Origin of the sequence: Timaviella obliquedivisa GSE-PSE-MK23-08B, assembly GCA_019358855.1 — a bacterium.
GTDB classification, from domain to species: Bacteria; Cyanobacteriota; Cyanobacteriia; order Elainellales; family Elainellaceae; genus Timaviella; species Timaviella obliquedivisa.
Genome location: JAHHII010000004.1, coordinates 145,183 through 160,761, shown reverse-complemented (window position 1 = coordinate 160,761; position 15,579 = coordinate 145,183). Strand labels below are relative to the sequence as shown.

Annotated in this window: 12 protein-coding genes; 7 read left to right on the top strand and 5 right to left on the bottom strand. The window is 47.1% G+C overall.

The window, feature by feature from the left end; all coding sequences use genetic code 11:
- Window positions 1-64: 64 nt before the first annotated feature.
- Window positions 65-1,153 carry a lysophospholipase gene (locus tag KME11_09045; GenBank protein ID MBW4515356.1) on the bottom strand — a complete coding sequence of 363 codons (1,089 nt, stop codon included), beginning with the start codon at window positions 1,151-1,153 and terminating at the stop codon, window positions 65-67.
- A 143-nt stretch (window positions 1,154-1,296) separates the two neighbouring features.
- Here KME11_09045 and KME11_09040 point away from each other — a divergent pair, with 143 nt between their 5' ends.
- The 3 genes from KME11_09040 (at window position 1,297) to KME11_09030 (ending at window position 5,665) form a co-directional block, all read left to right on the top strand.
- Complete coding sequence (locus KME11_09040) at window positions 1,297-2,676, top strand: ATP-binding protein (GenBank protein ID MBW4515355.1); 1,380 nt, start codon at window positions 1,297-1,299, stop codon at window positions 2,674-2,676.
- Window positions 2,673-4,406, top strand: a complete 1,734-nt coding sequence (locus KME11_09035; protein ID MBW4515354.1) for a tetratricopeptide repeat protein — start codon at window positions 2,673-2,675, stop codon at window positions 4,404-4,406. The genes KME11_09040 and KME11_09035 overlap by 4 nt, the downstream gene beginning before the upstream one ends.
- Window positions 4,407-4,522: 116 nt before the next feature.
- Window positions 4,523-5,665, top strand: a complete 1,143-nt coding sequence (locus tag KME11_09030; GenBank protein MBW4515353.1) for a glycosyltransferase — start codon at window positions 4,523-4,525, stop codon at window positions 5,663-5,665.
- Here KME11_09030 and KME11_09025 read toward each other — a convergent pair.
- The 4 genes from KME11_09025 to KME11_09010 form a co-directional block, all read right to left on the bottom strand.
- Window positions 5,651-6,169 carry a universal stress protein gene (locus KME11_09025; GenBank protein MBW4515352.1) on the bottom strand — a complete coding sequence of 173 codons (519 nt, stop codon included), beginning with the start codon at window positions 6,167-6,169 and terminating at the stop codon, window positions 5,651-5,653. The two genes, KME11_09030 and KME11_09025, sit on opposite strands and share 15 nt — an antisense overlap.
- Window positions 6,170-6,219: 50 nt before the next feature.
- A complete protein-coding gene (locus KME11_09020) occupies window positions 6,220-6,645 on the bottom strand; it encodes a universal stress protein (protein MBW4515351.1) in 426 nt (141 codons plus the stop codon).
- 124 nt (window positions 6,646-6,769) lie between these two features.
- Window positions 6,770-7,303 (bottom strand): universal stress protein, encoded by a 534-nt coding sequence (locus tag KME11_09015; GenBank protein MBW4515350.1) that lies wholly within the window; start codon window positions 7,301-7,303, stop codon window positions 6,770-6,772.
- A 104-nt stretch (window positions 7,304-7,407) separates the two neighbouring features.
- Entirely contained in the window at window positions 7,408-8,298 is an 891-nt protein-coding gene (locus KME11_09010) for a CIA30 family protein (protein ID MBW4515349.1), read from the bottom strand.
- A 369-nt stretch (window positions 8,299-8,667) separates the two neighbouring features.
- On the opposite strand from KME11_09010, the gene KME11_09005 reads away from it, so the two are divergent.
- From KME11_09005 to KME11_08990, 4 genes are all read left to right on the top strand, one after another.
- The gene (locus KME11_09005; protein ID MBW4515348.1) at window positions 8,668-11,028 is read left to right on the top strand and encodes a M48 family metalloprotease; all 2,361 of its coding nucleotides are present in this window, start codon (window positions 8,668-8,670) and stop codon (window positions 11,026-11,028) included.
- A 158-nt stretch (window positions 11,029-11,186) separates the two neighbouring features.
- Window positions 11,187-11,927, top strand: a complete 741-nt coding sequence (locus KME11_09000) for a DUF2993 domain-containing protein (GenBank protein MBW4515347.1) — start codon at window positions 11,187-11,189, stop codon at window positions 11,925-11,927.
- A gap of 21 nt (window positions 11,928-11,948) precedes the next feature.
- A complete protein-coding gene (locus KME11_08995; protein MBW4515346.1) occupies window positions 11,949-12,569 on the top strand; it encodes an acetoacetate decarboxylase family protein in 621 nt (206 codons plus the stop codon).
- A 710-nt stretch (window positions 12,570-13,279) separates the two neighbouring features.
- Window positions 13,280-15,574, top strand: coding sequence for a TerB N-terminal domain-containing protein (locus tag KME11_08990; GenBank protein MBW4515345.1), 2,295 nt, complete (start codon window positions 13,280-13,282; stop codon window positions 15,572-15,574).
- Window positions 15,575-15,579: the final 5 nt, after the last annotated feature.

The window sequence follows — 15,579 nt, the reverse complement described above, 5'->3', positions numbered from 1 at the left end:
AGTAGTTTGGATTTTGAATTAGGACGGCTAGGCGCTGCTGATTAAATAGGATCAACAGCGCTTTTTATGGGGTTAGCCTTGCCATGGTGACTGCATCAATCGATCGCAATGCGCTAGTCCAAACCGCGTAGCCTTGAGGACTTAAATGCAACCCATCAGTTGTAAAATCGCGGTGCAATATGCCATTACTATCGGTAAAGGCAGAAGTTAGCGCCAGGTATTTAACTCCTTCTTGTTCAACCAATTGGGCGATTTGTTGATTGAGCAAAGTGGTGCGATCGCTGGGAATAGCTGCCAAACGAGTCGGTAACACTGAATTAATAATGACTTGAGCTCGCGGGTGGGATTGACGCAACCGCTGCATAATTTTTTGAAGATTTGCCAAGATCTCTTGATCCGTTTTACCGTTCTTCAAATCATTCACACCAGCCATGACGTAAATGGTATCGGGGCGTACTTGATCCAGCGCAGATAATCGTCGTAAGATACCGCCTGTCGTGTCTCCAGAGATACCTTGATTAAGATAAAAGCGATCGCTCGACAGTTGCTCATTGGGCAACCACTGGCTAATCGAATCACCAATAATTACAGTAAGCCGATTCTGACCCTGACCTTTCGCCATTGCGGCAGCTTCTTGTTCCAGCAAAGCCGTCCATTGTTCGTAAGCCACCGATTTAGCAGCATTCGCCCATGCATTCAAAAAGCTGTCAGTCGGTAAGCGAGTATAGGTTTTTCCTTGCCGCAATGCCTCTAGGCGCTGTTGATAAAGTTGACTGGTTGATCTAGGGCGAAGGTCGCTCGTCCAACCAGGCTGTAGAGGATCAAGCTTGACTGAAAGCTGAGGCAGGTAGGGATTCGCAGCTAGATTAGCAGGCGGTAAAGCAGGGAGAGCAGGTTCAGTGACAAAAATAGGCAGGGCGATCCCTTGCGGGTCGCTCGGAGCGATCGGCACAGTGGAGACGGTAACCAGACTAAACTCTGGACAAGGAGTGCTGTCAACTACAGCGCTTTCGGGAGAACCAGATATTTTAGGAATTGCTATGCACGATAAAGGCACTGAAGTAGACACAGATCTAAGAACGGACGGTAGCACGGGCTTATGAACCGTTCCTGGCTGATTCAGACTGGCGATGAGGAGAGATAGATCCGGCATAGTGAAGTGACCAATGAAACGACCCTGAGAGCTTATAGTTTCATCTTTCAAAGAACTTCTTTAGCATTCAGGACATTCTTGGCAATTGTTCAATGTTTTGCTCTCAATTCACTAATATAGGGATGTAGATTGCGATCGCCCCCATGCCTAATCCTGGAACTACCCCTGAAGAACTGCAAACCCGTCTAGAAACCTTCAGGTTTGCAAATTATAATTTGCGCCTTCAACCCTTACAAACGGCCGAAGACTTGAATCGCTTTTGGGTGGAGCATGATCCAGATCTGTTAGATGAGTTAGAACAAGCGATTACGAGTTCTTTAGAAACCGAAAAACATCTTTTCACAGGACATACAGGCTGCGGTAAATCAACGCTGTTGGCGGAACTGCGTTATCGCCTAGATTCGCGATACTTTGTGGTCTTATTCTCTGTTGCCGATCTGGTTGAGATGGCAGATATCAACCATGTGAATATTTTGTTCACCATTGCCACGCAAATGATGGAAGTTGCAGAACAAAAAAATATTGCAATTAAACCTTCAACGAAAAAAGCTTTTTACCGTTGGTTCGGTCGTTACACAAAGGTGGAGACGAGTCAGCTAGAAGCAAGCCTAGATGCAGGTTATGAAGCAGGTGCTGGATTGAACTTGGCAGACTTGATCGCCAAGTTTTGGATCTCGCTCAAAGGCAATATAAAGGCAAATGCAGTCATTCGAGAGGAAATTAAAACTGAATTCGATCGCAAAATTTCTGATTTAATCGGTCGGATTAATGAGATCGCAGCAGTGATTCAAGCCGGGTGCGATCGCCCTATCCTCGTCATTATTGATGATTTAGATAAACTCAATCCAGATCTTGCCGAGAAAGTGTACGGTAACAATATTCAGCCTCTCTCCCAACCACAATTTCGGATTATCTACACAATTCCTATCTTTGTATTGCGGGATGTCAAACTGCGAAAGCTGCTTGATGCCAGTACTGACAAAATTCATACAATGCGGGTGGCAAAGTTTTTTGCCAAAGGAGACAGCCATCAGCTTCAGCCAACTCCTGTACAACCTAAACTCGTTGAAAGTTTTGAGAAGATTCTCGATCGCCGTTTATCGCCAGACCTAATTGATCCACAGACCAAACGCAAGCTAGTTCTTAAAAGCGGCGGTGTGCTACGGGAAATGATTCGGTTAGCCAGTCGTTGTTGTGACAAGTATTCTGTGCGGCTCCAGCGAGCTTTGCGGAATGCAGAGGCGATCGTACCTGTGAACATTGATGCGGAAATTTTAGAGCAGGTGTTAACAGACTTTCAGATTGAATATGACGAACCGTTGGGGCAAAAAGACTACGAGCTTCTGAAGGGAATTTATGACCAGGGGAAACCTCAAGACACGGAGGATCAGCGGTTTTTAGATTTGTTGCATGGGTTGCATATTTTAGAGTATCGCAATGCCAAACTTTGGTATGACTTAAACCCTATTGTCATTGATCTATTGCGTCAGGAAGACGTGCTTCCTGAACTTACCGAGCCATGAACGAATCTGCTAATCAGCAAAATGAAGATGCCTATGAAGAACTGGTAACGGTAATTGAATCCAGCAAAGGAACGTTAGCGTTATTAATTGCGGTCTGCGATAGTCGCGCGCTGCGAACCCAAATTATTGAACGCTATGAACAAGAATTGCTCCCTAATATTTACACGGTGCGGTTGCAGCTTAACCAAAAAGAACCTAGCCTCAGAGCCGCCATTGATAACTGGATTACTGCTAACCCCTGGGTAAAAGAGCAACAGCGGCACATTGTGCTAACGGTGACGGGGGCAGAGGAGTTGCTGTGGCTCAATTTGCGGGCAGATGATGAGGATGCTACGCAGCTAGACAAGTTTTATGGCTATTTGCAATGGACAAGGGAAGGATTGCGCGAGTTTCCTTACCCGATCGTGCTCTGGGTGACGCGCCGAATTTTGCGCACGATGAGCCGCAAGTCGCCGGATTTTTGGAGTTGGCGGCGGGGAGTTTATCGGTTTGTGGGAGATGAGGCGGTGGGGATGCAGCCTGTGGGACGAATGCCCGAACCTGAAAGAGCATTACCCGATCAGTCCGATGATTTTGGGTTGGCGCTGGCAGATGTGCAGGAGTTGATTGCCCAAACGGAGGCGAAGCAGGGGAAAGATGCAGTGAGTTTGGCGACGTTGTATGACCGCTTGGGGCAGGCGTATATGCAGCGGATTGAGCGGGGAGAGGCGACAGATTTGGAGCGGGAGAAGGAGTTGGCGATCGCTAGTTTTCAGAAAGCATTAGAGCTTGAGAAGCAGTTTGGGTTAGCGGCAGAGCAGATGCAGACCTTAACGAGATTAGGACTTTTTTATGATTCACAATCGCAGTATCATGAGGCGATCGCACTTCATGAACAATCGCTACAGATTGCGAGGGAATTGAGCGATCGCTACAGCGAGGCAGGTTCTCTGAATAATATAGGCATTGCTTACAAGTCACTCGGACAGTATCCGCAAGCCATTGAATTTAATCGAAAATCGTTGGAAATCTTTCGAGAGATCAATAATCGCGACGGTGAAGCTGGTTCTTTGAACAATCTAGGAAATGTTTACGATAAATTGAAACAATATCCGCAAGCTATTGAGTTTCATCAACAATCGCTGGAAATTAAACGTCAGATTGGCGACCTTAAAGGTGAAGCAATTTCTCTGATGAATCTAGGCAATGCTTACAAGTCAATTGGGCAGTACCCACAAGCCATTGAGTTTCATCAACAATCGCTGGAAATCAAACGTCAAGTTGGCGATCGCAGGAGTGAAGCAGAGTCTTTAGTCAACTTGGGCACTGCTTATCACTCCCTTAGACAATATCCACAAGCCATCGAACTCTATCAACAATCATTGAAAATCTTCTGTCAGATTGGCGATCGCCACGGTGAAGCTAATTCCCTTTTGAACAATGCTCAAGCATTAGCCAAACTTGACAACCACTGGCAAGCCTTAAAAAACTACCAACAGGCGCAACAAATCTATAAAGAACTCCAACTAGAGTATATGGTTAAGCAATGCAAAGTAGCCATTTACGAACTTCATCAAATTATTGCAGCAGTTCCTCGTGCAGTTCCCACTATTGGTGAACCAAAACCTTCTACCCCTGACTGGTGGGAAAACTCCCTGCCCAACGCCCCGTCTCGTCCTCGGCGATCGCAGCATTCCTGGTGGCAAAAGCTGTGGCAGTGGATGCAGCGCTTGTTTCGGCGGCAGCGTTGAGTCCTCAGATTACGAGCAAGGTTGATTTAAACAATACACAAATTTAATCCGGATTATCCGCACAACTACTGGAGAACATTAGAGTAACTTGAGGGGCTTGCGGTCAAGACTGGCAAATGATCGATATTTACCTCTACGTTCGGCATTTTTCGACCGAGGGCGATCGCCACCATGATGGCATTGTCAAGGCAGTACACGGCTTGGCATCTGGCTTAGTCTCAGCCGGGGCTGCTGTTACTGTGCTATCAGAGGGTTCTGCAACAGACAATACCTCCCTAAAAACCGAGGCAGGTTATACCCTTAAATGTTTTGCTAACCCTATTCAAACCCGCCCATCCTTCCAACTTTCTCTTCGCCTAAAAGCATACATCCGCTGCCTACCGCCCCATTCTCTAGTTATTCTCAACGGCATCTTTCACGCTAGCATCTACGCTATGTCGCGCTTGTGCCGCAAGGCAAACGTGCCCTACATTATTGCTCCGCATGATGTTTACAGTCCATCCATGTTTGCGAAGAGTCCTCATTTAAAGTGGACTTATTGGTGGTTGCTGGAGAAACACATGCTTCGGCAGGCTGAAGCCGTGCAAGTTCTGGAAGCTCGGCAGGGAGACTGGTTACGCCGCTTGGGGGTTCACACTCAAATCTTGACTATTCCCAATGGCACAACGACAGAGCCAGAATTTAGGTTGCGATGGCATAAAAGTCTAATGCCTAAGCTGTTCTTTTTTGGGCGCATTGACAAGCACCATAAAGGATTAGATTTACTTTTAGAAGCTGTTCATAAAGTCTTAAAAGAAACCCCAGTAGAACTGGTGATTCAAGGAGCGGATCAGGGCGATCGCCTTACCCTAGAGCGCCAAGCCCAGCAGCTTTCCCTCAATGTCACGTTTCTAGAACCAGAGTATGAGCAGTCTCCAATCGCAGTGATGAATAACTACGATATTTTCTGTCTACCTTCCCGCTTTGAGGGTTTTGGACTCGCTGCGTTAGAGGCGATGATGGCTGGGCGAGTGCTGCTTGTTTCAGAGGTAGCAGGAATTTCGCCTCATGTGCAGGCAAGCGGTTGCGGAGTTGTGGTTCAGCCAACAGCAGCAGCGATCGCCAAGGGTTTAATCACATTACTGCAACGTCGTCACGAGTGGAAAACGATGGGGCTGCAAGGACGACATTATGCAGTAGAAAACCTAGACTGGAAACGAATCGGGGCGATCGCGTTGAATCAATATATGAACGTGTTATCCACTTCAACAAATATCTAAATATTCTTGCAATGCCTCAGCATCAGAGAACACGCCCTGAATCATCATGACCGAGCAGGACGCATGGTGCAACACATAGTTACTGACACTGCCTAGCAGCATTTCGCGCAATCCCGATCGCCCTCGTCGTCCCATCAAAATCGCATCTGCTTTCCAATTCTCAGCAGTCTGACAAATCATTCTGCCTGGGTCACCCGTACTTTGGGAACATTCGACAGAAATACCCAAAGCGGTAGCTTGTTGCGCCAGCGATCGTAGAAATGCCATGCCCTCCTGCTCAAATCGTCGGATCTGTTCGCTGTATAGTTGAATTGTTTCCTCGTATAAGGCAGGATAAGCATCAGCACTAGGATATAGGGGGTATGGATACCCGCGATCGACTGGATTAAGCACATGAAAAAACAGGAGCGAAGCGTGTGTCGCTTTTGCTAATGCTAACGCTTCATCTAGAACGTGTTGATAGGTTTCAGAACGGTCTAAGGCAACTACGATTTTTTGTAGCACAGCTTCCTCCAGGGAGCTAGATTCTTTGCCAGGAGGCTCTTAGCAAAGGATTAAGCCATCATGGCAAATTGTTCAACTTGACTTGCTTTTAAGTGAAGCGCATCGGGTGTCTGAGCTAGCAGCACCGAGCAGGGGGCTTGTTCGGCAAACCAATCGCTTAGAGCAGAGTCATTTTGCTTCGAATCATGCTGACCTAATACGATTAGATCAGCACCCCAACGATTTGCCAAGTCATAAATAACATGGTCATGCTCTCCATGGAGTTGCGCAACATCAGAAGCAAGTCCTTGGTTTTTTGCAGTTTTGTGGAGCGATTGCAACGCATCCATATCAGAATGCTGTGCTGAGTTAGAGGGCAGTACGTGGAGCAGCATCAATCGGGCATGGTTTTGCTTTGCCAAAGCCAATGCTTTCTCAAATGTAGACTGACTCATTGCATCAGAGTTGTCCATTGTGACTAAAATTCTGTTAAACATTAGCGCCTCCTATAGGTTGTTTCTAAGTGCTATCAACAATTTGTTCCAATGAAGCTCTAACACTCACTCAACAGCCACCTACTGAATTGCGATCGCACAGGCTTAAGTGCAATCAAACAGCGCCCTACTTTACAGATGCCGCAAGGATTGTATTTTCCTCAGGTGTAACGTTTGCCGCAGCTTGTACCTTTCCTTGCACCACGAAAACGGAACAAGGGGCATGATGAATCACATAATTACTCACGCTTCCCATGAGCAGTTCACTCAACCCTGTTCTGCCTCTCCGCCCCATAACAATTAGGGTTGCCCCCCAATCTTTGGCAACATCACAAATGACGCGACCTGGGTTGCCAATGTTTTGAGTAAACTCGACTGTTACCCCTGTTGCTTCTTGGGCTAGCGATCGCAGCAGATTTAGCCCTCGGTTTTCAGCAATTTCCCACTCTGCCTGATACTGCTGCAATAACTCATCTGTAACAATCGGGTAGTAGTAGGGAACATAGCTCCGAGGCAGTTCTGGATGATGGCGCTCTTCAGGAGTTAGCACATGCAGTAGCATCAGACTAGCTCCGGTTTTACGAGATAAATCTAACGCCTCCTCAAATACCCCTCGGTTCATGAACGATTCATCCACTGCTACCAAGATCTTGTAAAGCATATAAACCTACCTTTGCGTAACCTTTAATGCGATACCTTTACCTATACTGCAACACTTTGAGGAACTTGTGAGGGAGAGAAAATTAATCAGAAAAAGATTTTTATTTAAGTATTTCCTTGGCAAGATGCTATCTTTTCGATACACAAGTCCACAGATTTTTCACTAGGATAAATAATGAAATGAGGAATGCTGCTCTGACGAATCATTTCATCTGTCTGGGGGCTGTCACTGACCACGAGCAGTTGAGGAACATGGGATTTCCTAGAATCCAAAAGAGATTGCCTGTACCCATTAATGGACTCAACTTGAAGTTGAAATAATCCAGGCTGAAAGTGAGGATTCAGCGCTCCATCGTACTCAAACTTACTTAACATTAACTGAAAAGCACTAACCCGTTGAGTATCAAGCGGACTATTGCTAACAGTCTTTGCCCGTAGAACGGGAATAAACTCAGTAAAAGGAACGTGAACAGTAATCCAGTTGTTTGCAACCGTATCGAAAGAATGACAGTGGGCAACGCCATCCCAACGGGCTTCAGTCCGGAGCATGAATTTGTAGCGGTTGCCGTCGCCTTTAACGCGCAGAGCAATGCCATCAGAGTTGGAAAGATCGATCGCGGGTTCAAAGTTGCGTGTCCGAACTGAAGCAAATCCGCCAGAGTTGGCGATCGAAACATTGCCTGAGAACTCAGCAACTCCATCTTTAAAGCGAATATTACTCTCACTGACTCCACCCATCACCACGTCATCTAGTGCGCCCCAAACTTCCTTAAGATTGCTGGAAGACTGGGTGAAATCGAACAGGGGTTGAGTCGTTTGTCCAAAGTCAAGTGCTGCTAGGGCTTGAATAAATTGTGGGGTTGAGTCAGCGGCATCAATCAAGATAGCAGTAGTGTGTTGGAGGATGTCGGGCGTGAGGGATTGATCAACAGTGAAAGGCAGAATGCGAACTTGAGGCATCTGTGAAGCGCTTCCATCTGTTGTTAGATTCTGCATTACCTGTTGGGCGATCGCACCTGTACCGCCAACCAAAACGATTTTTTCATCACAATTGGTCATATTTGCCAAAGGAGCCATGATGGACGCAGGGTTGACTTTAGGATGAGGACGACTGCTAAACCACTGCTGGAACCAGTCTAAATCGCTGAGAAATGGAACAGCCCCATAATAGGACAAGGTTTTTACAAATCTTCCCAGATCCCAGGTCGGGTTTTGCTGACGCATCGTTTCCTCCGTTCGTTATATCGGTTACTTTTACTTTAAGACAGCGCACGGGGTCAGCATAGAGTTAAAGGTTAGAGATAGATACGGGTATCCTTCCTCTGACAACTTTGGGGCAACTTTGGTGAACCAATTATGGGCGATATGAACGAATCTTCCTCGTTACAGTTAGGATTGGCAGCGCTGAAACGTCAAGACTATACCGAAGCGATCGCTACTTTAGAAAGCGTCCAGCAATCGACTCCTAACGCGCCTACCCGTGCCAGAGCAGAGATGGGGTTGGTTAAAGCCTATGCTCAAATGGGCGATCGGGAACGGGCGATCGCTCTCTGTCAGTTGCTTTGTGGTCATGCCAACTTACAGGTGCAAAGTTGGGCAAAGCAAACCCTGGCAGGGTTGAATGAGCGATCGAGTTCGGCGGCACATTTGGCGGCACATTCGGCGGCACAGTCTGAGACGCAATCTGAGATGCAATCTGAGGCGCAATCGACTGCAACTGATCTAACAGGATTTGTCCCTCTCACCGATGCTGCACCTCAACAGCGATCGGTGCTCGCGTCGGTAAAACCTGCTGAAACGAATCGAAGCACGGTTTTCTTGTCGTCTAAATCCGACTTATCGCCCGGATCTAAAGAGTCGCCTACACCCGAAGAGTTGCCCACACCCACAGTCCATCCTTCCGGGCGATCGCCCCTTTTAGAAGCATCTATCAAAACAGAAATTTATCCGCCCTTAGGAACCTCAGAAGCGGACACAATTTCACCCAAAGCAACTTGGAAACAGGCAGGCAGAGCAAAAAAATGGACGAACTTAGGCAAAGTTGATGTTTCTAAGCTTTGGGGGGTTGAAGGGCTAACTGTTATTGGATTTTTGGGCAGCGTGTGCGCGTTGCCTTGGTTTGGGCAGGGCATATTGAACTGGATGTTATGGCAGATTAGCTGGCCGATCGACTTGCGGCGTTTCGCGGCGTTTAACGTCAACTTTACTGTGGGGCTAGTCATGCTGCTGCTGATTCTGTTGGCGGCTTCTCCGTGGTTGCTAGATGCATGGCTGGCTAGAACCTATCAACTTCAATCACTGACGCTGCTAGAGTTGGAGCGCCATAGCCCAGAGGCAACACGGTTGTTGAAGCGATGTGGACAGCGGCAGCAGCAGACCCTGCGTTTAAGCTTGCTCCCTGGTGCGACTCCGTTGACCTTTACCTATGGTTATCTCCCAAAGAACGCTCGTATTGTTGTCAGTCAGGGACTATTAGAGCAGTTCAGTGAAGATGAAATTGCGGCTCTTTATGCTGTTGAATTAGCGCATATTATCCATTGGGACTTTGCAATTTTGTCTTGGATGACTGTAGTCGCACTGGTACCGCACTGGGTTTACTGTCAAGTGGCGACTTGGGGCGATCGCCAACACGATCGCGTTCTACAAACTGTTGCTGTTGCCGTTTCTTCTCTAGCTTACGGACTATATCGTTTTCTGCGGTTACCAGGGCTGGCACTAGCTCGAATGCGCCATTACTACAGCGATCGCACCGCCACTGAGTTAACTGGAAACCCGAATGCGCTGACTCTTGGATTGATCAAAATGGCGATCGGCATGGGTCAGGAGACGCTGCGGCACAGACAGACCAGTCCTTTATTAGAAGGCTTAGATTTACTGACCCCTGTAGCCGTAAGTCAAGCGCTGACAGAATTTCCTAGCCCGGTATTATTGGAGTGGGAGCGAAGTAACGCGTATCGTCGGTGGTTAGCGATTAATAATAGTCATGGGGCATTAGGCGATCGCTTACATTTGTTAGGAATGTATGCCAAGCATTGGCGGTTAGAGAGCGAGTTGGACTGGGGAATAAGCCAAAACCAGAACGACAACCGACGATTTTTATTGCAGGCGGCTCCATTTTTGGGAGTTGCCGTTGGGCTAGCGATTGCCTTAGCCTTGTGGAGTTTTGGGTGGATTGCAGATAAAGCAGGCTGGCTAGGATTAAGTTGGCTTTGGGGCGATCGCTCGATTCTTATTGGCTCTCCACTGATTGGTTTTAGCATTGGTACATTCTGGCGCATCAACCCTTTCTTTCCAGATATCAAACGCAATCTTCAAATTACATCTGATCTATCATCCTTGCTGAGTAATCCCACGGCACTCCCTGTAGATAGTCAGCCCATTCGCATACAGGGTAAGCTTTTGGGGCGTAAGGGCTTTGGGAACTGGCTGCATCAAGATTTACTGCTTTCCACCAAAACCGGATTGATTCGGCTACACCACACTTCTAGTTTGGGTGTCTTGAAAGATTTGATGCCGCAACCCGTTCGTCCTCAAAAGTTTATGGATGAAGTCGTGACGGTGACAGGCTGGTTCCGACGAGGCGTTTCGCCCTGGATTGATGTAGAAACGATCCAAACCAAGCAAGGCACAACAATCCGGAGTGAACACCCGGTCTGGTCTACAACACTGGGGGCGATCGCTGCTCTTCTAGGCATTTACATGATTTTCAAGGGCGGTAATTTCTAGAAAACTATTTATATTTTGAGCATGTGTCTTTTTCTCTTCCTAAAGATAGATCATTGTTTTCAGCCTGATCTACTCATGTGTAGATTCTTTAAGCAAGTTCGATCATCTACTTTATTACCAGTGAGGTTAACAACTTGGTAATTAAGCGGAGATAGCAAATGGGATTGGGCGAACCAGATTTAGGGGAACAGGCGTTAAGCAAAGCGGCAGAAGTTGGGATTACTCAACAGTTGGGTGAAGTTGAGGAAGTCAATGTTGATATCCGCACCGATCCTCTGAAATTGATCCAAGGAAAGGTTGACTCGGTATCGGTAACGGGAGAAGGTCTGGTCATGAAGAACTCCCTACGGATGGAAAAGCTGCAAGTTGATACTGGAGCAGTAGCCATTAACCCAGCAAGTGCAATCTTTGGCAAAATTGAATTGACTCAATCCGCAGAGGCTGATGCTCATGTGACTCTAACTCAAGAAGACGTGAATCAAGCATTCAACTCGGATTACATTCGCGGCAAGATGCAGAACCTGACGATCAGCCCCAATGGTGAGCCAATCGCCATTGAGGTTCAGAATGTAGACATTCAGTTTTTGGATGAGGGGAAAGTTCATCTTAAAGCGGATGTTTTAATGGGTGAAACGAAGGAAGCGCAGGAAGTAGAAGCGATCGTAGTTCCTTCAGTTAAAGAGCAGGGACAGCAAGTTGTATTTGAAGAAGTATCAGGCACCGATGGCGGCGCAAGTTCTCAGTTAACTCAGATGATCTTGCAAGAAATCATGACATTAGCAGATTTGCGAAACTTTGAACTATCTGGAATGTCGCTATCCATCCACCAGCTTGAAGTACAGCCCGGTCAGATGATTCTAAAGGCGAATACAGTAATTGATAAAATTCCACAAGCCTAACCCGATCGGACGAACATTCTTATGGCTTATCCTCAGGCACCCTGGAAATTGAAAGGTCACGGCTTTCTATCCTTACACTGGATTGACACCGATCGCGTGCGTTCTTTAATTCCTAGCCAACTCCAAATTTTCTCGTTTTTTCCTGGGAAAACTTTAGGCGGTGTCTACGTAGGATCTTATGAGGATGGGTCTACATTACGGTACAGCGAGTTGATTGCAGTCCCTGCTCTAATTTATCATCAAGGAAAAATAGGAGTTTGGATCTCTCACATCTATGTAGATAATCCTGATTCGAGGGCGGGTGGACGAGCTATTTGGGGGTTACCTAAGGAAATGGCTCAGTTTGAATGGGAAACTCCATCATCTGTAAGCGTTCAGCAAGGCGATCGCCCACTGTGTCAATTAAAATCTCACTGGAATTTATCTGGCATAGAACACCCAATCCAAGTACCCGCATTTAGCCTACTGAATTCCCAGTTAGCACAATTTAGCGGACAGGGAACTCTAAAGTGGCATTGGGCAGGAGTTGATGTCACTGTTCCCTTAGAAAGTTCGATCGCCACTTTAGGGTTGGGAAAACCCTTAGCAACAATTTTGCTCAGCGCTTTAGATTTGGATGTTAATGCTCCTGTCGTTATTTAACGCGCTGTGCAACTTTCCCAATCCCTCTCACCATAAATCCCTCTCTCAGTGCGGGAGAATATCAGTATTAATTAAAAGAAGACTCATGAAATAGTTGAATTGGCTCTTGGCGCTGTTGCTGCACGAAGGCAAGAAACTCATCGATCGAGTCTTCAGGTCAGAAGTCAGCAGCGAGATCCCGGAGGCTCCCGACAGTCGCGGGGGCTTGGGTCATGAGAAGCACATCAAAGATTAGTTACTCACAACATCAAAGATTTTCAGGGATTTTCAGGAAGGCATTGCTGAATCAAAATATGAATCCTTCAAAGTCCCTTTCCTTTAAGAGAGGGATTTAGGGAGAGGTCTGTCTCGCTGCGTTGTCGAAACCTAACCCCTAGCCCCTTCCCTGCGAGGGCAGGGGAACATGATTTTCATATCGCAATTCAGCAGCGCCTTTCAGGAAATCCTCAATCTGCGACTCATTACTTCTGACTTTTAGAGCGATCGCCCTTCCGCTAAAATTAGCTAACATTGCGGGATTTACGGCTCCTGAACTATGACTGCACTGCTGCAACAAGCGCGCGCTTCGCAGATACCGCAAGGGTCACCCCAACCGAGGCTTATCTTCGTCTGTAGATAGCCCCCTCATCTTTAGTAGGGGAAGAACCATCATCTTCAGCATAAAACGGTACACTGATCAAATCCTCTTGCGCCATCTCCCTATGGAATTCATGCCACTCTGGACTCTCCTTGCCGACTTGAGAATTCAGTTGCCTAATCCTGGCAGAATTCAGCCTGAGAAATCCCTCGAAAAGCTCAGTCCTCGTCAGCGCATGAAAGCACGTCAGGCTGAGATACATCCAGAAACTCCGATGGATATCATGGCAGCGCTAGAGCAGCTTTTGAGCGAGGGAGAACTTCAGCCTTACCGTCCTAAGTCTTCTTCTAGAGCGCAATGCTGGGTTGCGGCTGATAAAACTGTGACGATCGCCGACTACGACATTCCTGGCATGGTTTACGTGGGCGAGAGTTTAGCCAGTGTTAAAAGCTATAACTTTATTGAGCCTAGCCTGATTATTCCCAGCCTTAAAGTTAAGAGCGATCGCCCTGACTATGCAGGTCAACACGTAGACTACTACCCCACCTACGGACGCATTCCGCCCACTAGCCGCGCTGCCTATCTAGAATGGCTTTCCGACGGACGACGCACGCCTGATGTGCATGTGGCTTATCTGTGGTTGTTTTTCTATGGATTAGAACGTCGGGTTTTTTACGATCTATTGGGCGCGGGTCGGCAGCCTAATTCATCCATGCAGGAATTAGAGGTGATTCTTGAGGAAGTTGTGCAACTGCGGGCAGTGTATAGAGACTCTGAGATGTACAGCACCTTTACCCACAAAGCAGACTTGTTTATTGATCTTTGCAGCGTTATTTACTCCAAGGAAGCTCTTTACGAAACGTTGAACCCGTTTGAGGCTAATCTGATTTTGCTGCAAATTGGTTTAGGTCAGATGGTTGCACAGCGACACCCAATACCAGCAAACTGGGCTCTAGCCTGGTATGTGCGGCTTTCCAAAAATCGACTGCGATCGGCTGCGACTCGTTGCATGGAAGAGTTACAGGCGCTGTTTGCATTGCGCTATACCGAAAATTACGGCGAGGGAATGAAGCTAAAGCCAGGTAAATCTGTCCTCTCAATTGATTATTACCCTGCCAGTCAAACCTTTAATCGGTTTGTGCAAGTCGATGTAGGTAACTTGCCTGATGTCAGCAAGTTTACCAGCAAAATTAATCAACTCGATCGCCTAGTGATGGATTCCACAACTCAATTAGAACCGCTAGGACGCTTGCTAGGACGTAACCCTAACGCTCGTAATACATCGGCGGCGATCGCTCTTCTACCGCCCGAACTATTGGCAACTCACGGCGGCGAAACTGTCCAAAACCTCAAAAACTGGTTAGCGTCTCAGTTCTCTCAATCGTTAAATGCGATCGCGGTTTCTGGTAAAGAGTTGTTCCAATATTGGTCAGGTGCAAATTCCGAAAAGCTAAGCAAGAGCGAGGCAGAGGGCTTATCGCAAATGTTAGAACGTTTGGGCTACGGCATTGAGCCAGATGTTCGGCTGGGCGGTGCAGTGCCGAAACTTGCCAGTTGGGTCGGCATCTTTCGGTTAAATACCGACAATCTCTCTTACCTTTCTCCTGAATATTTAACTGCAACTTTAACAGTTCATTTAGCGATCGCTGTTGCCAGTGGTGATGAGTTACCTAATTCGGTTGAGCAAGATTATTTAAGAACTCATTTGGAATCCTTGATTCCCTTAACTCGTGGTGAGCGATCGCGCTTTCAAGCTCATTTGCAATTACTGCTTCAGGAAAAACCAAATTTGCGCGGCTTAAAGACGCGGGTTGAAGCAGTGCTGCCAGAGACGAGAGGAGCGATCGCCCGTTTCCTGGTCAGCGTCGCTGTTGCTGATGGTCAAGCCTCACCTAAAGAAATCGATCGCCTCACCAAGGTTTATACCCTGCTCGAACTTGATCCTCAAATCTTGTACAGCAACGTTCACGATATCAGCGCAAACTCGGTAAATTCTCGTCCTGCTACCGAACCCATTACCATTCGTGCCGCCTTTCCAACCAAAGGACATCAGATTCCGGCTCCCCCTCAACAAAATCCTCTCGTTTTAGATATGAGCATTGTTGAATCTAAAATATCTGAATCGCAAGAGGTTTCTAGTTTGTTAGCCGATATTTTTGTTGAAGAATTGCCTGCGCCTCAAACTACACCTATAACTGGAATCGCGGGGCTAGATGCCGCACATTCGCAGCTTTTGCAAGCGTTGGCACAGAAGCCAGAGTGGCAGAGAGCAGAGTTAGAGGCGATCGCTCTTGCCCTCAACTTAATGCTAGACGGTGCCCTTGAAGTAATCAATGAAGCGGCATTTGATCAGTACGATGAATCAGTGATTGAAGGCGATCATCCTTTCGAGGTTAACGCAGACGTTTTGCAGGAGCTATTGGCGTGACGAAC